22 protein-coding genes and 1 pseudogene are annotated in these 19,949 nt (G+C 43.3%); 13 read left to right on the top strand and 10 right to left on the bottom strand.

What is annotated here, in order from left to right; all coding sequences use genetic code 11:
* Positions 1-108 precede the first annotated feature (108 nt).
* Positions 109-1,086 (top strand): 6-phosphofructokinase, encoded by a 978-nt coding sequence (pfkA, locus tag BLR84_RS27295; protein WP_090473427.1) that lies wholly within the window; start codon positions 109-111, stop codon positions 1,084-1,086.
* Between the two features lie 17 nt (positions 1,087-1,103).
* On the opposite strand, the gene BLR84_RS27290 is transcribed toward pfkA, so the two are convergent.
* Positions 1,104-2,816 (bottom strand): PAS domain-containing protein, encoded by a 1,713-nt coding sequence (locus tag BLR84_RS27290; protein ID WP_090473426.1) that lies wholly within the window; start codon positions 2,814-2,816, stop codon positions 1,104-1,106.
* A gap of 66 nt (positions 2,817-2,882) precedes the next feature.
* On the bottom strand, positions 2,883-3,425 hold the full coding sequence (locus BLR84_RS27285; RefSeq protein ID WP_255367057.1) for a 5' nucleotidase, NT5C type: 543 nt from the start codon (positions 3,423-3,425) through the stop codon (positions 2,883-2,885).
* Positions 3,426-3,580: 155 nt separating this feature from the next.
* On the opposite strand from BLR84_RS27285, the gene BLR84_RS27280 reads away from it, so the two are divergent.
* The 6 genes from BLR84_RS27280 (at position 3,581) to trmD (ending at position 6,815) form a co-directional block, all read left to right on the top strand.
* Positions 3,581-4,120, top strand: a complete 540-nt coding sequence (locus BLR84_RS27280; protein WP_090473425.1) for a 30S ribosomal protein S16 — start codon at positions 3,581-3,583, stop codon at positions 4,118-4,120.
* Positions 4,121-4,217: 97 nt separating this feature from the next.
* Complete coding sequence (rimM, locus tag BLR84_RS27275) at positions 4,218-4,745, top strand: ribosome maturation factor RimM (RefSeq protein WP_090473424.1); 528 nt, start codon at positions 4,218-4,220, stop codon at positions 4,743-4,745.
* 224 nt (positions 4,746-4,969) lie between these two features.
* The gene (locus BLR84_RS27270) at positions 4,970-5,392 is read left to right on the top strand and encodes a hypothetical protein (RefSeq protein ID WP_090473423.1); all 423 of its coding nucleotides are present in this window, start codon (positions 4,970-4,972) and stop codon (positions 5,390-5,392) included.
* A gap of 8 nt (positions 5,393-5,400) precedes the next feature.
* Entirely contained in the window at positions 5,401-5,601 is a 201-nt protein-coding gene (locus BLR84_RS27265) for a helix-turn-helix transcriptional regulator (RefSeq protein ID WP_090473422.1), read from the top strand.
* A 13-nt stretch (positions 5,602-5,614) separates the two neighbouring features.
* Positions 5,615-6,004 (top strand): VOC family protein, encoded by a 390-nt coding sequence (locus BLR84_RS27260; RefSeq protein WP_090473421.1) that lies wholly within the window; start codon positions 5,615-5,617, stop codon positions 6,002-6,004.
* Positions 6,005-6,140: 136 nt separating this feature from the next.
* Complete coding sequence (trmD, locus tag BLR84_RS27255) at positions 6,141-6,815, top strand: tRNA (guanosine(37)-N1)-methyltransferase TrmD (protein WP_090473420.1); 675 nt, start codon at positions 6,141-6,143, stop codon at positions 6,813-6,815.
* A 150-nt stretch (positions 6,816-6,965) separates the two neighbouring features.
* Here trmD and BLR84_RS27250 read toward each other — a convergent pair whose 3' ends face one another.
* Complete coding sequence (locus BLR84_RS27250; protein ID WP_090473419.1) at positions 6,966-7,739, bottom strand: MerR family transcriptional regulator; 774 nt, start codon at positions 7,737-7,739, stop codon at positions 6,966-6,968.
* Between the two features lie 290 nt (positions 7,740-8,029).
* Here BLR84_RS27250 and rplS point away from each other — a divergent pair, with 290 nt between their 5' ends.
* Positions 8,030-8,377, top strand: a complete 348-nt coding sequence (gene rplS, locus BLR84_RS27245; RefSeq protein ID WP_076376620.1) for a 50S ribosomal protein L19 — start codon at positions 8,030-8,032, stop codon at positions 8,375-8,377.
* A gap of 591 nt (positions 8,378-8,968) precedes the next feature.
* On the opposite strand, the pseudogene BLR84_RS27240 reads toward rplS, so the two are convergent.
* The 4 genes and pseudogenes from BLR84_RS27240 to BLR84_RS27225 form a co-directional block, all read right to left on the bottom strand.
* Positions 8,969-9,622 (bottom strand): annotated as a pseudogene (locus BLR84_RS27240) (phosphatidylserine decarboxylase family protein); the annotation flags it as partial.
* A 27-nt stretch (positions 9,623-9,649) separates the two neighbouring features.
* Complete coding sequence (locus tag BLR84_RS27235) at positions 9,650-10,450, bottom strand: phosphatidate cytidylyltransferase (protein ID WP_090473417.1); 801 nt, start codon at positions 10,448-10,450, stop codon at positions 9,650-9,652.
* Entirely contained in the window at positions 10,447-10,659 is a 213-nt protein-coding gene (locus BLR84_RS27230) for a putative signal transducing protein (RefSeq protein ID WP_090473416.1), read from the bottom strand. Before BLR84_RS27230 ends, BLR84_RS27235 begins: the two co-directional genes overlap by 4 nt.
* The gene (locus BLR84_RS27225; protein ID WP_176852169.1) at positions 10,659-11,603 is read right to left on the bottom strand and encodes a CPBP family intramembrane glutamic endopeptidase; all 945 of its coding nucleotides are present in this window, start codon (positions 11,601-11,603) and stop codon (positions 10,659-10,661) included. Before BLR84_RS27225 ends, BLR84_RS27230 begins: the two co-directional genes overlap by 1 nt.
* 40 nt (positions 11,604-11,643) lie before the next feature.
* On the opposite strand from BLR84_RS27225, the gene dusB reads away from it, so the two are divergent.
* Together dusB and apaG are read left to right on the top strand one after the other, a co-directional pair.
* Complete coding sequence (gene dusB / locus BLR84_RS27220; RefSeq protein ID WP_090473414.1) at positions 11,644-12,636, top strand: tRNA dihydrouridine synthase DusB; 993 nt, start codon at positions 11,644-11,646, stop codon at positions 12,634-12,636.
* Between the two features lie 46 nt (positions 12,637-12,682).
* Positions 12,683-13,069, top strand: coding sequence for a Co2+/Mg2+ efflux protein ApaG (apaG, locus tag BLR84_RS27215; protein WP_090473413.1), 387 nt, complete (start codon positions 12,683-12,685; stop codon positions 13,067-13,069).
* Positions 13,070-13,176: 107 nt separating this feature from the next.
* On the opposite strand, the gene BLR84_RS27210 is transcribed toward apaG, so the two are convergent.
* The gene (locus BLR84_RS27210; RefSeq protein WP_218128508.1) at positions 13,177-14,208 is read right to left on the bottom strand and encodes a YXWGXW repeat-containing protein; all 1,032 of its coding nucleotides are present in this window, start codon (positions 14,206-14,208) and stop codon (positions 13,177-13,179) included.
* A 292-nt stretch (positions 14,209-14,500) separates the two neighbouring features.
* Between BLR84_RS27210 and BLR84_RS27205 the strand changes: the two genes are divergently transcribed.
* Complete coding sequence (locus tag BLR84_RS27205) at positions 14,501-16,177, top strand: GMC oxidoreductase (RefSeq protein WP_090473412.1); 1,677 nt, start codon at positions 14,501-14,503, stop codon at positions 16,175-16,177.
* A gap of 202 nt (positions 16,178-16,379) precedes the next feature.
* Here the strand turns inward: BLR84_RS27205 and BLR84_RS27200 are convergent, their stop codons facing one another.
* Positions 16,380-17,108 carry a zinc metallopeptidase gene (locus BLR84_RS27200; RefSeq protein WP_090473411.1) on the bottom strand — a complete coding sequence of 243 codons (729 nt, stop codon included), beginning with the start codon at positions 17,106-17,108 and terminating at the stop codon, positions 16,380-16,382.
* 123 nt (positions 17,109-17,231) lie between these two features.
* Between BLR84_RS27200 and BLR84_RS27195 the strand changes: the two genes are divergently transcribed.
* Positions 17,232-17,915 (top strand): hypothetical protein, encoded by a 684-nt coding sequence (locus BLR84_RS27195; RefSeq protein WP_090473410.1) that lies wholly within the window; start codon positions 17,232-17,234, stop codon positions 17,913-17,915.
* A 47-nt stretch (positions 17,916-17,962) separates the two neighbouring features.
* Entirely contained in the window at positions 17,963-19,102 is a 1,140-nt protein-coding gene (locus BLR84_RS27190; RefSeq protein WP_090473409.1) for an NAD(P)/FAD-dependent oxidoreductase, read from the top strand.
* A gap of 392 nt (positions 19,103-19,494) precedes the next feature.
* Here the strand turns inward: BLR84_RS27190 and BLR84_RS27185 are convergent, their stop codons facing one another.
* Positions 19,495-19,887: a winged helix-turn-helix transcriptional regulator gene (locus BLR84_RS27185; protein WP_090473408.1), complete on the bottom strand. Its 393-nt coding sequence runs from the start codon at positions 19,885-19,887 to the stop codon at positions 19,495-19,497.
* Positions 19,888-19,949 lie beyond the last annotated feature (62 nt).

Here is a 19,949-nt window from a genome sequence, read left to right as displayed (position 1 = left end):
TTTTAAAGCTTAGCCGCGTTTTTATTTATAAGGCTACTTTAAAAGCACTTAATTTAAATTATTCAATTTTTTAAGGTAGGGCCCCTAATGCCCATATCAGGATAAAAAATGACGCAGATTAAAAATATCGGACTTTTTACTTCAGGTGGCGACGCGCCGGGAATGAACGCTGCCATCAGGGCAGTTGTGCGGACAGCTATATACTATGATATTGCAGTTACCGGCATCCGCCGCGGTTATGACGGGATGACCAAAGGCGACTTTATACCTATGAACCGTAAATCGGTTTCTAATATTATACAACGCGGGGGCACTATTTTAAAAACAGCCCGCTGCGATAACTTCAGAACAATTGAGGGACGTAAACAAGCATACGATCAGTTACAAAAACACAATATTGATGCCTTGGTAGCTATTGGCGGCGACGGTACTTTTACTGGTGCAAAGGTATTTGGCAGTGAGTATGACATTCCTGTAATTGGCCTGCCCGGTACAATCGATAATGATTTGATGGGTACCGATTTTACCATAGGTTATGATACTGCCATCAATACGGTTGTTGAGGCTGTGGATAAGATCAGGGATACGGCCGAATCGCACGATAGGTTATTTATTGTTGAAGTAATGGGCCGTGACTCAGGCCTGATTGCTTTGCGCACAGGTATTGCTGCTGGTGCCGAAGCCATATTGATACCCGAAAGTAAAGGTGGTATGGAAGGTTTATTTAACCGGCTTGAACATGGCCGTAAAGATAAAACCTCCAGAATTGTCATCGTTGCGGAAGGTGAGGAAGCTGGTGGCGCTTTTGAAGTTGGCCGCTTGGTTCAGGAAAAATTCCCTCATTATGATACCCGCATTTCGATATTAGGGCACATACAACGCGGCGGAGCACCAAGCTGTATGGATAGAGTATTGGCAAGCCGTGTAGGTGCCGCAGCTGTTGAGGCTTTAAGAGATGGCCACCGTAATGAAATGATCGGTATTATTCATAACGAGATCGCTTATACCCCGTTTGAGCACGCCATTAAGCATCACATCGAGATCAATCCCAACCTGTTAAAACTGGTTGAAATATTGTCTATGTAAGTTTATAATCTCCGTGGTTATTTTCCGGTGAAGGTGTGATCAACAATGAGGCGTATCACATCGTCAATTTCGGTGCTTACAATTTGCAGATAATCGATAATTTGTTTGTTTTCGGGATTATTGGGGTTTTCCCTGTCCATAATATTGATAAGGCCCAGCATGCTGGCAACGGGCCTTCTTAATTCATGTGAGCTTAGTGAAGCAATATTGCGCATGCGTTTGTTTTGGCTCAGCAGTTCCTGCTCGGTTTTAAGTCTTGCTGAAATATCATGGGCAAAACAACCAACCCCTTTGATCTCTCCACTGGATGCAAAAATGGGGTTAAATCTTACTTCATAAAACGCAGGATTTTTGGCTTCGTCATCAAGGCTTTCTAAAATAACCGTATAATTTTCGCCATTTAACGCCCGCTGATAATAGGCACTCCATTCGTCAATAACTTCCTGGGGGAGGCCCATGTCCTTGTAAGAATACTCTCCTTTTTGCGGAGCTACGCCGGTCATAGCTTTTATTTGCGCTATATATGCATTGTTCATATAAACATAGCGGTTATCCGTATCCACCGACCATATTTTATCATTGGTGTTGTTAATTAGTGCCTCCAGGTTGTTTTTGGTCCATAATGCATCTTCCTGCGCGCGCATCTCATAAGTAACATTCTTGGCAAATACGGTTATACCTTCGGTAGATGGGTAAACCGCTGTGCGGAACCACTTATTCAATGGGGCAAAATAAACCATGAATTTTACGCTTTCCTGTTTGGTTTGCGCATCGCGATACGCGGTTTCAAAAGGTGTATCAATAAGTAAGGGGAATAGATCCCAGATTACTTTGCCCAGTAATTCCGCGCGGGGTTTCCCCCATACTTTTTCAAACGCGGCATTTACGCGTACAAACCGCCAATCGTTATCAATAATAAAAAACGAATCGGTTATGCTTTCAATAAAAGTATCCAGCTTTTGGGCAGTGTCTCTGATCTCAGCCTCTATTTTGATCTTCGTGGTTACGTCATGACCAATGCCTTGGATCTCGCAAACCTTGCCGTTCTCGTTAACTATGGATATCAGTTCCCACTCGGTATCATGGAGGTTGCCATGCACATCGGGCTTTTTGTGTAGCAACGTAACAACTTTGCCCGGGTTGTTCAGGCATTCTATAAAAGCGTTTTCGCAAAGATGAGCTTCTTCTGGTAAGCTTGTTACCGAAAAGTGTTTGCCTAAAACGTCCTTATCTTTATATCCCAGTGTTTTTAAATATTGCCTGTTAACAAAAGTATAGTTCCCGTTGGTGTCTATACGGATTAAAAAACTGGTTTGCGAATCAATAAGCGAGTTTAAAAACTGCTGACTATGCCCTGCATCTGTTGGGGTGATGCAGTTGGTTTTAGCCAATGTTTCTTTAATGGTGCTTAGCAATATCTTATGCCCGGTGGTTTCATCAGTAATAAGGCTTTTTTTATCGCTAATGTTTTTAACGACTTTTTGAGGGGTGGTTATCTGGTAATTTGTTTCGACCGTGCTATTTTCGGGGAGGTTTTTAACGAGAGATCTCAGGTTGGTAAGGCACTTTTTTTCGATCAGGTTATCCCATACCTCACTATTTTGATAAAGTTCCTGAGCAGTTATACCCAAAATGGGATAAATACCAGGCCCTATAAACAAATACTTTTGCTCATGAATATCATAAGCAAGCACGCAATCAATGGCGTCAATGGTTGTATGGTTTAACATACTTTAATTTAATGATAGGGGGGCTACCATTTAAATATAGGATATTTATTTCAAAATTTGTTCATCTTATTCAGGTAATAATTTAGTTGCCACTTCGTTCCAGTTATTAACACGCTCAAAATCATTGATCAAAAGATTATGTGGGGAAGTAAACAATAGTTTACGGCCTTTAAATGTTACAAAGTTTTTGATCCTGTCGTCAATCATCACGTCAACATCCAGTATCTTGTGCCCACAAAAAATAATATTGGTCCAGGATATAAAAGGAAAGTGTTCGTTAAGCCAATCCAGTTTATCTTCTAAGGAGTACTTGAACTCCATTGCGGCCGAAGCGATATACACGTCATACTTTTCATGCAGCGCTTTTACCACTTCCTGGCAGCCCGGCATCACCGGCAGATCACGAAAAAAGCCCCTTTCATTGATATACTCTCTGAGGGTGGCACTCAGGTGAGGGGGGAGTATTTCCCGGAACTCTTTACCATGCATATCGCCCAGCGATATTTTGGTTTGGTGTCGTTCGTCATACATGGTAATAAATTTGGCAATGGTATCGGCCATTACCTCGTCCATATCAATAGCTATGCGTAATTTTCTGTTTAAACTCATGGCCCTGAAATTGCGATTTTTTTCAATTAACCCATAGCGCGTTTAGATTAAATAAATAATTAATTACATGGGTTTTAAATTATTACAAATAATTTATACCTTTGCATCCCCGCAGAAAGTACTCCGGGGACATGTTGAATACATAAAAAGAAAAAATGGCAACTAAGATCAGACTGCAAAGACACGGTAAAAAAGGAAAACCTTTTTACTACATCGTAGTAGCAGATGCCCGCGCTCCACGCGACGGTCGTTTCATTGAGCGTTTAGGTTCATACAACCCAAACACCAATCCTGCAACTATCGACATTAACTTCGACAAAACTTTAGAGTGGGTTAACACTGGTGCCCAGCCTACTGATACTTGTCGCGCTATCCTTTCATACAAAGGTGTGCTTTACAAAAAACACTTAGAAGGTGGTGTTAAAAAAGGTGCTTTAACCGAAGAACAAGCTGCAGCTAAATTTGCAGAGTGGACTGAGCAAAAAGACGGTAAGATCACTGGCAAAAAAACCAGCTTACTATCGGCAAAAGACGAAGCGCGTAAAGCTGCTTTGGCTGCTGAAGCTAAAAAGAAAGAAGAAAAAGCTGCTGCAATTGCTGCTAAAAATGCTCCTGTTGCTGAAGACGTTGCAGAAGAGGAAGCTCCGGCCGAAGAAGCTGCTGCTGAAACAGACGCTGCTGAAAGCGCAGAATAATTTTTTTGAAGAAGTAAGAGATAGAAACTCTAACTTCTTAACTCTCATCAAAGGCGAAGCAAAACAGCTTCGCCTTTGTTTTTAAAAGCTGTTTTTTATGAAAACTGAAGATTGTTTCAGAGTAGGTAGTATATTAAAAACCAAGGGCCTTAAAGGCGAGATGCAGATATATGTTGATTTTGATGGTCTGGACGCCATTAAGTTCGACGCTTTATTTATTGATATGGCCGGCAAATTGATCCCTTATTTTGTGGCTTCCATCAAATACCTGCAAAAAAACAATGCCTATTTGTACCTGGAGGATGTAGATGCCATTGAAAAAGCAGCCCTGCTGGTAAAAAAGGACATCTACCTGCCTAATAAACTAAAACCCAAAAAGAAAAAGAGCGAATTTACGCTGAACGATGTAAAAGGCTTTATTGCTGTTGATGAAACCCACGGCGAACTGGGCGAGATCCTGGAAGTGCAGGAATACCCGCAACAGCTGATAGCCATTGTTCAATACCAAAATAAAGAAGTGATGTTTCCGCTTAACCTGGATATTATAAAAGGTATCGATGTAGAAGGCGGCGAGATCTATGTTGACCTGCCCGAAGGTTTGCTGGATGTTTATTTGTCTGAATAATTATTGGAGCAAGGATTATTGGAGTAAAGATAAAGGACTATCCTATCCCTGATTCAGAATAAATAATTATAGTCATGCCGAACTTGTTTCGGCATCCCAAATGCTCATACCGATGCCTGTGTCCTCACGGGCATTTCGCGTTTAAATGGGGCAAAAATAAAATGTCAAATATATTTGACATTTGTAAAGTTTGTTTTACATTTGGTAAACTAAACTTTACAAATATGAAATCGCGCTTCTTATTCCCTTATTGGTGCAGGTATTTAGGCCTGGTGCTTATTTTGGTACATATCCCTATTGTGATGTTTAAAAAAGATCTTGGTTTTGATCTTCATGAGACGCAGCCAAGCTCCAACCTTTTTAATAGTCACCATCTTTTTTTTATGACCACCACTTTATTAATGGCCATTGGTTTGTTCCTGATAGCTTTTGCGAAGGAAAAGATTGAAGACGAGCAAATATTACAACTGCGCCTTGATTCGTTGCAATGGGCCATCTATGTCAATTATATAGTTTTGGTGATTAGTTTGATATTTACAAATGATACCGAACACATATTGTTTTTAAACTTATTGATACCGCTCGTGTTTTTTATCATCCGCTTCAGGTGGAAGATCTTCCAGAATAATCGTTTAATAAAAGAATAATTACGGGCATGAAAAACAATATACGTGTGGAGCGCGCCATCAAAAATATTACCCAGGCCGATCTGGCCGACCAGGTAGGGGTATCGCGCCAAACCATCAACACCATCGAAAGTAATAAATACGTGCCCTCAACGGTGCTGGCCTTAAAAATTGCCCGGGTGTTTGGAAAACCCGTGGAAGAAGTGTTTATATTAGAGGAAGAAGATTAAAAATCAGCTAATTATGCAAAGCAAGCCAACTTTCGCTCCGCAATTAGTTATCCCTAACGGCGTAACCGATATCAGTTTTTATATCAAAGCTTTTGGTGCTGTTGAGCTGCGGCGTTTTAGCAATGATGACGGCACTATTCATGTATCGGAATTAAGTATAGTCGGATCATTGTTTCATCTGCATGAGCAAACGCTGCACTCATCGGCTGTTAGTCCGGATAAATATCATGCTACTACCGTAACCATTGGGCTATTTGTGGAAGATGTACACGTAGTGATGGCGCAGGCCGAAGCAGCTGGAGCCAGCGTAAGATCGCCCGTGCAGGATTATGATTATGGTTACCGGCAAGGAGAAGTGATAGACCCATTTGGGCACCACTGGCTGATTGAAAAAGCTATTTGATTTTGGATAAAGGATGGAAGGATTAAGGGGAAAAGATCAAAAGGGACGCTACTTCTTGGTTCTTGATTCTTTTCTCTTGTTTCTATCCACTCATCTGCACATCTGAAATCCGCACATTGATTTACTATCTTTGCACATGCGTTTTGATATTATATCCGTTTTGCCCGATCTGCTGTTAAGTCCGTTTGCACACTCCATTTTACAGCGTGCCCAAAAAAAAGGCATTGCCGAAATATATGTGCATAACCTGCGGGAATATGCCACCAATAAGCAAAAAAGTGTAGATGATTACCCTTACGGCGGTGGCAGCGGCATGGTAATGACCATCCCCCCCTTTGCTGCCTGTATCGAAAAGCTGAAAGCCGAGCGGGAGTATGATGAGATCATATTCATGTCGCCGGATGGTGAACGGCTGAACCAGGCTATCGCCAATCAGCTTTCTATCAAAGGCAACATCATTATTTTATGCGGACATTATAAAGGGATCGATCAGCGCATCCGTGATATTTACGTTACCCGCGAAATCTCCATTGGTGATTATGTATTATCGGGCGGCGAGTTGCCTGCGGCTGTTTTAGTAGATGCCGTAGTGCGCCTGATACCCGGTGTACTGAGCGATGAAACATCGGCCCTAAGCGACTCCTTCCAGGACGATATGCTCGATGCCCCGGTATATACCCGTCCCGCCGACTGGAATGGCTACAGGGTTCCTGATATCCTGTTGAGCGGCAATACCCCCGAAATTGAAAAATGGCGTTTTGAGCAAGCCCTCGAACGAACCAAAACCCGCCGGCCAGATTTGTTGGAGTAGAAGAATCATATAATAACGTCATTGCGAGGTACGAAGCAATCTCTATGCTATACAGAGCGGATAGCTAAGTGATGAACTTGTATTATTGACCTGCCTATGTAGAGATTGCTTCGTGCCTCGCAATGACGCATTTCTTAATTGGAAAGTTAATTACTTCAATTTATGCTCAGCAAAGTAAAGCATGCTGTTACGCATAAATGCTGCAAAATCAGGGTCGGTTTGGCCTTCGGTTGTTGTATATCTTTCATCGGCAAGGTATAGTTCTGTCAGGCCTTTATAAGTTTCGGTCCGGAGATCGGTTGGATCGCTTATACCCCAAAAGCTACGGATATTGGCATAATGACGGGCTATTTGTTCCTGTACCCCTTCACTTTCAGGTTTGTGATTACGCAGTAGCTGAAGCTGATGGGCGATATCCTTTTGATCGGCCTTTAAACGGTCGAGGTCGAGCTTGTCTATTTCGCGCAACGCATTTTCCGAACGCAGCACGGTATCCTCGCCCCATTTATCCATAGCCTCTTTGCGCCATGCGGCGACTTGTTCTTTGGGCATGCCTTCATATAATTCTTCCAGGTTGTTCATGCTTTTGTTTTTTAAGTTAATAATGGTTTTGTCAATGGTTTTCAGCAATGTGTTTAAACGGTTACGCCTGGCTAACAGGGCGGTCTTGTGGCCTGCAAGGGCCTGCACCAGGTCAAAGTCCGGATCGTTTAAAATTTCGGCAATCTCTTTTAAAGGAAGATCGAGCTCCCTGTAAAAAAGTATCTGCTGTAGTCTTAGTAACTTATCCTGGTTATATTGCCGGTAACCCGCACGCGTACGTACGGCGGGCTTTAATAAACCCATCTGGTCATAAAGGTGCAGGGTGCGCACACTCACCCCGGCCAGCCTGGCAATTTGTTTAACCGAATAATTTAATTTCATATACCTGAACCCGTTGGTTTTATTACAAAGCTATGGTATCACGTAGGGTAAGAGTCAAGAACTTTTTGAAAAAAGTTTTTACTCCGATGGCTTTACCGCTATATTTGTTAACTTTTGCGTGCTCAAAAAGTCCGTTGCGGCTTATAAAAACAGGCCCTGTCTTGTTTGCATTTTGTTAGTAAAATACAAAATGTGGAAATTTTTAAAATACACTTTTATATATTAAAAAAAATCCCTATAATTGCAATCCGATTTTTACGGGCTAAAAATCGCTTTAAGAGCTAAAAATCATGGATTTAGTAAAATTTGTTGAAGAGCAATCAGTAGAAAAAAAGCAGTTTCCTTCCTTTAAGGCTGGTGATACTGTAAGTGTACATTATAAAATCAGAGAAGGAAATAAAGAACGTGTTCAGCTTTATCAAGGTGTTGTTATTCAACGTAACAGTACCGGAAATAATGAAACATTTACCGTTCGTAAAGTTTCAAACGGCATAGGCGTAGAGCGTATCTTCCCTATCAACTCTCCAAACATTGATAAAATTGAAGTGAACAGCGTAGGTAAAGTACGTCGTTCTAAACTTTACTACCTGCGTGCCCTTACTGGTAAAGCAGCTCGTATCAAATCAAAAAGAGTTTAATTCCCCTTCTCCGTTTATAGCGGAAAAGTATTTGATATTGCAAAAGGCCTTTCTGGATTTTTATTCGGGAAGGCCTTTTTTATGGGGAAAATCTCGCCCTGTTACTTGCCAACGATTTGTATATCTCCGCACGCGTCATTGCGAGGCAATCTCTATGCTGTACAGAGCGTAATGATAAGCTTAAACTAAAAGCAAATGGACCTGCTTTCGTAGAGATTGCTTCGTACCTCGCAATGACGTGGAGATGTAAAGGTTACAATAGGAGGAGCCAAATACAAAAAAAAGCCGGTCATTGACCGGCTTTTTTTTGTATCGCAATAGAATAAACAATTACTCTTTTTTGCCTTTTGTCGCTTTAGCGGCAGCCGGTTTTTTAGGTGCGGCTTTCTTTACAGGCTTTTTAGGCTCTTCGGCTTTAGGATGATCTATAACCAACGGCAATTCGCCCTGGCGTGCCTCATTTTCAATTACTGTTGGTTCTTCTTCTGCTACCTGTTCTGCAACTGGCGCAGAAGCCGTCAATGATTCCATAGAAACCGGTTTGATGGTGGCTTGTTCTTCAGTAGTGGTAACGGCGGTTAACGCGCTTGGTAGCTCGGCCAATACGGTACGGCCACCTTTAACCACATCGCCAATGTTTACCAGTATTTTGGAGCCAAGGGGTAAAAATACATCCACCCTTGAACCAAACTTAATAAAGCCAAATTGCTGACCTTGTTCAACAATATCTCCTTCTTTTACGTACCACACGATACGGCGCGCCAGCGCGCCGGCTATTTGCCTGAACAATACTGATACACCTTCGCTGTTCTGTACAACAACGGTAGTCCGCTCGTTTTCGGTTGATGATTTAGGGTGCCAGGCTACCAGGTATTTGCCCTTGTGGTATTTAAAATAACTTACCACACCTGCTATAGGGTTGCGGTTTACGTGCACATTTACCGGCGACATAAAAACCGACAGTTGGATACGCTTGTCTTTCAGGTATTCGGTTTCATCAGCTTCCTCAATCACCACCACCTTGCCATCGGCAGGACAAAGCACCGTAGTTTCGTCTGTGCTGATATCAAAAAACGGACTGCGGAAAAACTGCACGATCACGGCCAGAAACAGGAACGAGAAAATATAAATTATCCACTTTAAGGTATGCGCCTGCGGCATATAAAATTGGATAACAGCGTTTAAAACCAGCAAAAATAATATGGTTAGCGCCAGTGAGGTATATCCTTCTTTATGAAAAGTCATAGTATGGGGTTATTTATTACAAAACTACTAATTTGAAATGAAGTACAGGTACGCGTAAACAATTGGGGCGGCTAATAAGAGCCCGTCGAACCTGTCGAGCAAGCCACCGTGCCCTGGTAATATCCCACCGCTGTCCTTCACGTTGATGCTCCGTTTAAACATGGATTCCACCAGGTCGCCCATGGTGCCGAAGCATGATATTAAAACGGCTATGCTCACCCATTGTTTCCAGGAAAGCTCCACATAAAAATGGCTCATGATCAAAGCCGCTACGGCGCTGATCAGTACGCCGCCAAAAAATCCCTCCCAGGTTTTCTTGGGCGAATGGCGCTCAAACAGTTTGGTACGTCCAAACGCACGACCGGCCAGGTAAGCCCCGGTATCGTTGCTCCATAACATAATTAAAAAGCCCATAGGCAGGTGGAAGTTGAAACTCCCGCTGATAAAGGCCATGGCATGAAAAAACAAAAAGGGCACAACCGCCAAAAGGATCCCCAAAAAGGTAAAGCCCAAATTGCTGAATGGCGCCGGCGATTTTTTATACAGCTCCTGTATATAAACCGCGCTTAAAGTTACCGGCAAAAAAAAGATGAACTTCCAGGCCGGCAAATAACATTGGGCCGCGAAAAAAAGAAATACCAGGAAGCCATTGATCAGTCCGCTTTCGCGACTGGGCTTAAAACCACCTTCGCGCACCAGTTTGTAAAATTCAAACAGGCAAAATGAGGTAAGTATCAGGTAAAATGCACTGAATACATAAGAGCCCAACAAAACGGAGCCCAACATCACTATAACAAAAAAGAAGCCGGTAATGGCGCGTACTTTCATAAATTAATTTGATTGAGGATCATGATCTCGATGGCTTTGCTAAAATCCTCCTGGTGAATGTATACTTCGATATTGCCAAAGGCCTTGTGTGATGAATCTTGCTTGTTGATCAAAACCGTATCAATGTGATGGCCGGTAAGTACCTGTTTAACAATTTCTGATTGATAAAAATTGGACGAAGTAAAAATTTTGATCCAGCCTTTTTCCATTAAAAATCCAACATGGGCTTTTTGAGCGCTATATTCCTGTATATGTAAAGCAAAATTAAAATAAATATTAAGCTAAATACATAGACGCCATAATTAAATACATGCTGATCGTTGGGGTTGAGCTTAATAAGTTTGTGCTGATACAGATAAGTGATCAACACCGCCGAACCATTATTTAAAAAATGCGCCCATACACTTGTCCACACACTACCGCTCCAGGCTACAAAATACCCAAAAAATACCCCCAACGCCACACGTGGCAAAAACGAAAAAAACTCCATGTGAAAGGCGCTGAATGCGATGGCGGTGATCCAGATAGCGGCGTGGATATTTCCGGTCCATTTAACAAATATGGTTTGGATGCATCCCCTGAATAAAAATTCTTCGGCAATGGCCGTTAATAAACCAACAACTAGTATCGCAAAAAACAGGTCGCCGATGTTTTTCATGTTCAACATGGCATCGGTAGCTTTTTGGGCCTGCTGCTCCATAGTTCGCATCAGGTCCTCAATGGCTTTAAGCGGGGCGGGTAAGGTTAGTTTCTGATTGAGATTCACCAGCACTTCCATCACCGGGGATGAAAACAGCATAATGGAGAATACCAGTACAAATAAAACCGGCGGGAAATTAAAGGTTGGTTTTAAATAAGTTGATGTATCACGGACAATGAAACGCGCGAAAAGTACAGGGATAGCAAACAGCGGAATGGTGGTGCTTACGATCTGCAGGATCCATAAGCCGTTTTTTACCTGCGGATTTGCAATGTTAAAGGAGCCCACATCGGTCCAGGTTTGTGCCCCATACAACAAGGTGATAATACCCTTGGCTATAAAAAAACCGATCCCGGGAACAAAGATCAGGAAGAAGAAAAGGAGCAATAATTGTAATAGCGGATGTATATCAGTCTGATAAGGTTTTATATCCTTAATGGGGGCTTTTATCATTTGGTGTAAAATTCGTATTTTTGCAACGCTAAAGATAAGCATGTCTGTACAAATAGGAAATATTGATTTAGGAGAGTTCCCGCTGTTGCTGGCGCCGATGGAAGATGTGAGTGATCCTCCCTTCCGTTACGTGTGCAAACAAAACGGTGCGGATATGATGTACACCGAGTTTATCTCGTCTGAAGGATTGATCCGTGATGCTGCCAAAAGCCGCCAAAAACTGGATATATTTGAATATGAACGCCCTATAGGCATCCAGATATTTGGCAGCGATATTGACCACATGCGCGAAGCTACCGAAATAGCATCGCTTGCCGGGCCTGATCTGATGGATATCAACTATGGCTGCCCGGTAAAACAGGTAGCCTGCCGCGGTGCCGGTGCCAGTTTATTACAGGATATTGACAAAATGGTAGCCATGACCAAGGCCGTGGTTGAAGCCACGCATCTACCTGTAACCGTAAAAACGCGCCTGGGCTGGGATGATAATACCAAAAATGTGTACGAAGTTGCCGAACGCCTGCAGGATGTGGGGATAAAAGCTCTCACCATTCATGGCCGTACGCGCTCACAAATGTACAAAGGCCAGGCTGATTGGTCGTTGATACGTGATATCAAGAAAAATCCGCGCATCAGAATCCCGATATTTGGCAATGGCGATATTGATTCGCCGGAGAAAGCGGCCAACTGGCGCATGGAGTTCGGTGTTGATGGCATGATGATAGGTCGCGCTGCCATTGGTTATCCCTGGATTTTTCGTGAGATCAAGCATTTTTTTGCGACCGGTGAGCACCTGGATAAACCAACCATTACCGAGCGTATAGCCGCCTGTACCACGCATTTGCAAAAATCAATTGAGTGGAAAGGCCCTAAAACAGGTGTTTTTGAGATGCGTAGGCATTATTCCAACTATTTTAAAGGCATCGAAAACTTTAAAGAATATCGTATGAAACTGGTAACCGCCGGTACTTTAGAGGAGCTCTACGAAATTTTAGCAGAAATTGACGAAAAATATGCTGTTGAGATGGCGTAATATTTGTTTAGATGTTTATATTTGAAACTAAACAGAATTAATTCACATGGTTACCACTATTACTGAGGGTGTTAAGGTTTCCATCGAAACCGTATATCAGCCCGAATATTCAAATCCGGCTAATGACCACTTTATGTTTGCCTACAAGGTGAATATCGAAAACATGAGTAACTATGCCATACAGCTCATCAGCAGGCATTGGTATATTTTTGATTCAAACGGTGCAAAACGCGAAGTGGAAGGCGAAGGTGTAGTGGGTCAGCAACCCGTTATTGAACCCGGGCATGCGCATGAATACGTATCGGGCTGTAACCTCAAAACCGATATGGGCAGCATGAAAGGCGAATACCAGATGAACCGTTTGATGGATAACGCTTCTTTTAACGTGCAAATACCCGAATTTTATCTGATCGCTCCGTACAGGATGAATTAGGATTCAGAGTCAAGAGATTAGAATCAAGAATTAAGACATATGAAAAGCCCGGTTGATTTATTAACCGGGCTTTTGCGTATATATGGTATTGAATTTGGGGAAAACGATTATCTGTGTTTTTCGTGCTCCTGGGGTCTTGGATTTGCATGTGGTCTTCCGGCTGCAGGGTGCCTCACCAGTTGTCTTGGTGCACGGGCCATAGCCGACTGCTGGTTTTGAGCTGGTTGCCGCGTATTACCCGCGTTGGGATTACCTGTCTGCCATTGGTGTGGCGGCCTTGCAGCCTGGCCGGTAGGTGAAGCGTTTTTATTCGCGTTATCCTGATTGGCTGCGGTATGGTTATCGGCATTGTTGTTGGCTTGCGCACGATTACTTCTGTCGGCATTGTTATTTGTTCCATCCGGTGTTGAAACCCTGGCCCTGCGGCCTTCGGTATTAAAACGGTTTCCATCCACCTTATTCATCGCTGCTGTAGCCGGGCGACCGTTATTGGCCGATGCAAACTGGCTGCGATCTTTACCAGCTATCTGCTGATGATTGATCTGATCACTGGTTGGCTGCACATGCTGTTCGCGGGCTGCGGCCTGCTCTTCTGGTCGAGCCTGTGCAGTAACACCGCCAGGTCCATTAAAACTGGTATGGTTGTTATTTACAGTTACGTTGTTGTTAATAACCGTTTTATTGATATAGGTATTATGTACCACAGTATTATTTACATTAACCACAGCCGTGTTATACTGGAAAGAGTTACCAGCCCATCTGCCGCCCATATAACCTGCACCACCATAGCCATAACCATAATTTACGCCGCCGTAAAAACCAATGTGCCTGCCCCAGTAGCCCTGGTGAAAAACATAAATGGCACCATCATAGCCCCAGTAACCGGGGGTCCATAAAAAACCAACACGGGGAGGAGCTACCCAAACGCCAGGTACCCAGTAATATCCGCCATCATCGGTATATGCCCAATAACCGGGAGTCCATAAATAGCCATCAACAGGGCATGGGGGTTGGGTATAAACCGGTAACGCAGGTGGCGCTATCCGTACCGATAGGCCTATGCTTACCTGCGCGTAGGTTTTGACTGTTGCTAATGTGGTAACCAAAAGCACCATTAGTATCTTAACTGTTTTTTTCATGTCGATAAATTTTAACCAAACCTATCGGGGTAACATGAATATTACATTAAGATTTGCCGAGGGCGTTAATCCTCTTCATAAAAGCTTCATGAAGCGTAAGCTATTGATAAATAGGCAGGTATGCCTAATAGGGCGCCGAACTGAGCCAGTAGCCAGACTTACGAGGTTTTTAAAACTTTGTAAGTCTTTTAAATGTACATGTAACATGTAAGAGATACAAAGCGTATTTTTATTTTAGCAAATGTGCTTTGCGCCACGCAAAGTAACATCACCAATAATATGATAAACCGTTATGGACAATTACCATTATGATGCCATTGTTGTAGGCTCGGGAATTTCAGGGGGATGGGCGGCAAAAGAGCTCAGCGAACAAGGGTTAAAAGTATTGATGCTGGAACGGGGGCAAAAAATTGAGCATATAAAAGGTTACACCAACGCCACTAAGGCCCCATGGGAGTTGCCGCATCGCGATGTTCCGCCGCAATCAAAAGTAAAAGATTATCCTGTGCAGGATAAAGCGCATGGACTTATTGAAGCCAATATGGATTATTGGGTAAATGAGCGGGAAAACCCCTATACCCAGGTTAAGCCTTATAATTGGAGGAGAGGATATCACGTAGGAGGACGCTCCTTAATGTGGGGCAGGCAAAGTTACCGTTGGAGCGATTTTGATTTTGGAGCCAATGCCAAAGAAGGCATAGCTATCGACTGGCCGGTGAGGTACAAAGATATAGCGCCCTGGTATGACCATGTAGAGCGTTTTGCCGGTATCAGCGGTTCTATAGAAAACCTGCCGCATTTACCCGATGGGCAGTTTCAGCCGGCTATGGAGCTGAATTGTGTAGAAAAAGAAGTATCGGCCCGTATAAAAAAGCAATACAACGGTCAGCGTTATATGATCATCGGTCGCACGGCCAATATTACGAAGCCATTACCGGGGCGTACCAATTGCCAGTACCGCAATAAGTGCGCGTTGGGTTGCCCGTTCGGTGGCTATTTCAGCACGCAATCATCCACCTTGCCCGCGGCAATGGCCACCGGAAATCTTACAGTTCGCCCATGGTCGATAGTTACCCGCGTATTGTATAACAAGGATACCCAAAAGGCAACAGGCGTGGAGGTGCTGGATGCGGAAAATAATAAAACATATACCTATACCGCGAAGATCATTTTTTTAAACGCCTCTACTTTTAACAGCGCCTGGATCCTGATGAACTCGGCCACGGATATATGGCCAGATGGATTGGGCAGTAGTAGCGGCGAGCTGGGGCATAACGTGATGGATCATCATGTAGGCGGCGCGGCCAGTGGTATTATGGAAGGTTTTGAGGATAAATACTATTTTGGCCGCAGGGCCAATGGCATATACATACCACGCTATCGCAATCTGTTTGGCGATAAACGCGATTATCTGCGGGGTTTTGGTTACCAGGGTTCGGCTGGTCGTGAAGGGTGGAGCAGGGAAATTGCCGAGCTGAGTATTGGAGCTGATTTTAAGGATGCGCTGACGGAGCCGGGAAACTGGGCCATGTCTATGGCGAGCTTTGGTGAAGTATTGCCCTATCATGAAAATAAGCTGAGCCTTAACAAGCAGGTTAAAGATAAATGGGGACTCAATACCTTATCTGTCGACATAGAACTCAAAGAAAATGAGCGTAAGATGGAGATCGATTCGTTAAATGATGCGGTAGAAATGTTCGAAAAAGCCGGGCTGAAAAATGTGAAAGGTTTTGTAGCTCGGAAAAATATAGGTGCTATTCATGAAATGGGCGCGGCTCGTATGGGGAATGATCCCAAAACATCAGTGCTCAATAAATGGAACCAGGTTTGGGATGCCAAAAATGTGTTTGTTACCGATGGATCGTTCATGGTATCCTCATCCTGCGTAAATCCATCCCTATCTTACATGGCCTTTACAGCCCGGGCTGCGCATTTTGCTGTGAATGAGTTAAAGTTGGGAAATTTATAAGCTGTCAGGAAAAAATCCTAAGTAAACCATGTCATTGCGAGCGCAGCGTGGCAATCTCCTCGCGTTCTCATCACAAGTAGTAGATGCACGCGAGGAGATTGCTTCGTCGTTCCTCCTCGCAATGACATAGGATTTATGATCTGCTCGCAAAAATTAAATCAGAAGTCTTATCTCTTGATTCTTGTCTCTTGCCTCTCCTTCCTTAATTTCGCCTGTTAAACAAAAACGAGGCATAATAAACCAGCGTAGCCAAGGCGCTCAGTGCGGCAACTACATAGGTCATGGCAGCCCACCAAAGGGCATCTTTGGCTTGCTCATGTTCCTGCGCGGTTTGCATGATGCTGTAATTATTATCCAGCCAGGCCAATGCCCGCCTGCTGGCATCAAATTCAACAGGGAGTGTTATAAAGCTGAAAAAGGTAACCAATGCCAACGCCGCAACACCCACCGCCAATACATAGGGGCTATGGGCGAAAAATAACAGCATAATACCAATAAACAAAGTCCACTGGGTTAAGGTTGATGCCACATTAATAATAGGTACCATAGCCGAGCGGAAACTTAACCATCCATAAGCCTGCGCATGCTGAACGGCGTGCCCACACTCGTGTGCTGCTACTGCGGCGGCGGCAATGCTGCGACTGTAAAAAACATCCTGGCTTAAATTCACCGTTTTTGTTTCGGGATTATAATGATCGGTCAACTGCCCTTCAACAGATATTACCTGCACATCAAATATGCCATGGGCGCGCAGCATTTTTACGGCCACTTCCTGACCCGAAAGACCAGACAGTAATGCCACCTCAGAGTATTGTTTAAACTTACTCCTGAACCGCCACTGTACTATAAAGCTTATCAGGGCGATCGCGATCATCAGGAACCAGGCCGAATTATAGCCGCTATATCCTATAATTATTGATAAGTGATTCATTTTTTTAGTCAAAAGTTAAAATTAAAAAGTCAAAACGTTTGTTAATTTGGTAATCAAAAACTATTCCGGTTTAAGTTCGAGGAACGAATTAAACCTTATTTTTACTGACTAAACTTTATCAGAATGAAAGCTTTATTATCTGCAGTGACCATGTTGCATCCAACGAAAATTGATACGCTACAAACGCAGATATCCCATCTAACCCAAACAATTGACAGCTTGAAACAAGCTACGATAGTAAACACTATAGCGACTGGTTACTTCCACGATATCCTTAACAGTTTGACCATGATTTTTATCTTGATCGTTACGGTGATAGTGAGTTTTGCTGGCGTGATATCGTGGAGAACTATAACTAATAGATTTGTGCAGGAGCGCCGAGCTTTAGAAGAGACTTTCACAAATAGAATAAATGAAGGTGAAGAAAACGTTCGTGCATTTATAAACAGTTATACAACTGACAGCCAAAATCAATCTAGGCATACTTTAAACGTAGAAAATCAAGTTCAACGAAGCATTTTTACAATGATGGCGGTAAACAACCAGCCTGAGTATGGTGTAAGGTGGGGCCTTTTATCTGTGCAAAGTTATCTAACATTGCAAAATGAAGAGCGAGCCTCTGACATGATGGACCTTGTTATTAAAGCCTGCGAAAAAGCACCCATCAACGCAGATAAACTTGGAGATGACGGTATTAAAGCCACAAGGGACTTACTTGACGACTTAAAAAAAGTAATGAAGGGCGAACTTTTAACTAAGGTTGAGGGGTTTGAAAAAAAGTTTTTAATAGATGTTTTACATGCCTAACTAAAATAAGGCCGTGTTAAGTTTTGAATTTTTACTTTTGACTTAATTTGGAACCTTCATTTTCATACTGGGAGCGCACCGCGTTCATTGATCAGGCCGATGTGATCATCATTGGCAGTGGCCTGGTTGGCTTGAGCGCTGCGCTACATTTAAAAAAACAGCAGCCCAGTTTAAAAGTGCTGGTTTTGGAGCGGGGCTTTTTACCATCAGGAGCCAGTACTAAAAACGCTGGTTTTGCCTGTTTTGGTACAGTTTCCGAACAAATTTCTGTCATTAATCAATCGTCCGAAGAAGAGGCCATGCGTTTGGTGGCCTATAAATGGCGGGGTCTGCAACGTTTACGGGAAAACCTGGGCGATGCCAATATGGATTATTATCAGCATGGCGGTCATGAACTTTTTATGAGCTATGAAAAAGATGCCGCCCAAAACTGTATAGAACAGATCGGCCATCTGAATAAATTATTACAACAGGCCATTGGCCAATCTGACATTTATGCAGTGGCTAATGCTAAAATTGCAGATTTTGGCTTCAGCAATGTTAGTCATATCATATACAACCCCTTTGAAGGACAGCTGCATACCGGTAAAATGATGCGTACCTTATTATATAAGGGATATAACTTAGGCGTGCTGGTATTAAACAATTGCGAAATAACAGCTATCAACCATGAAGACAAGCATATCAGTCTCGCTACTTCACAGGGCAATTTTAAGGCTGATAAAGTGATCCTGGCTACCAATGCCTTTGCCAGTCAGCTTTACCCGGAACTCAATGTTATCCCGGGCAGGGGACAGGTGCTGGTTACCAAACCTATATCTGATTTAAAACTAAAAGGGACTTATCACTTTAACGAAGGCTATTACTATTTCCGCAATATTGATAACCGGATCCTGTTTGGCGGCGGTCGTAACCTGGACTACAAGACCGAAGAAACCTGGGATTTTGGACATACCGATACCGTAAAAGAAAAACTGATCAGCTATCTGCACGAAGTGATATTGCCCAATCAGGATATTGAAGTTGATTACTGGTGGAGCGGCATCATGGGTTTTGGGGATGAAATTACCCCGATAGTAAAACAAATACAACCCAATATATTTTGCGCAGTACGGTGCAATGGTATGGGGGTGGCTATGGGGAGTTTGGTAGGGGAAGAAGTAGCGGAGCTGGCTCTGAAAGGGTAAATTATTTCATCTTTGCGTCATTGCGAGGTACGAAGCAATCTCTATACTTTACAGAGCGGTTTTGAATATCGTAGAGCGCTCAATTGCCGCTTGGGCTGTTACTTTGTCTTGATACAAAGTAACCAAAGATCAAGTCACCAGAAATGCTTCTTTTCGCACAGTGCCTTTACCCTGCAAATCGGACAGAACCACGGGCTGCTAAACCTTACCTCCAATCGTTCGCTCATGTCCCACGCTTCGGCAAGGTTTGCTAATGCCCCTACAGCCGCACATCCCACCATGTTCTGCCCGTTTTCACCCGAAGCTTATCTGCTGACGGGGAAAGAAAAAAGGCCATCGCCATGCATCTACAGAGCCCCTGAACTTAAGACTTCAGATTTAGAACTCAAGACTCACAACCCCACAGCCACAACTTCCGGCTCCGGACTTACAACCCTATTCGGCCTGTTGGCATCACCCCAATTAGATAAGCAGCAAAGCACAGGTTTCAGGCTCAGGCCCAAAACGGTTAGGCGGTATTCAACTTTTGGCGGTACTTCGGGATAAACCCGCCTGCTGATAAGTCTGTCCTGCTCCAATTCGCGCAGTTGCAATATCAGTATCCGTTCAGAAACATTGGGCATGGAGTTTTTGAGTTGACTATAGCGCATACACCCCTGCAATAACAATCGCCATAGAATTTGAGGCTTCCAACGACCGCCTATCAGGTCGAGCGTATAGGAGGTGCCGCAACCGGCGAGGATCAGCTTTTCATTTTCCAGATTGGTGGAGGTTTCTTTTCTCATACTTACATTTATGTTAGTACTATACAAATTTATCAGTATATGCAAATGTAGGGGTTTGGGTA

The organism is Mucilaginibacter sp. OK268, assembly GCF_900103125.1.
Lineage (GTDB): Bacteria > Bacteroidota > Bacteroidia > Sphingobacteriales > Sphingobacteriaceae > Mucilaginibacter.
The sequence above is the reverse complement of the archived record's forward strand: the minus strand, read 5'-3'. Positions and strand labels throughout refer to the sequence as shown.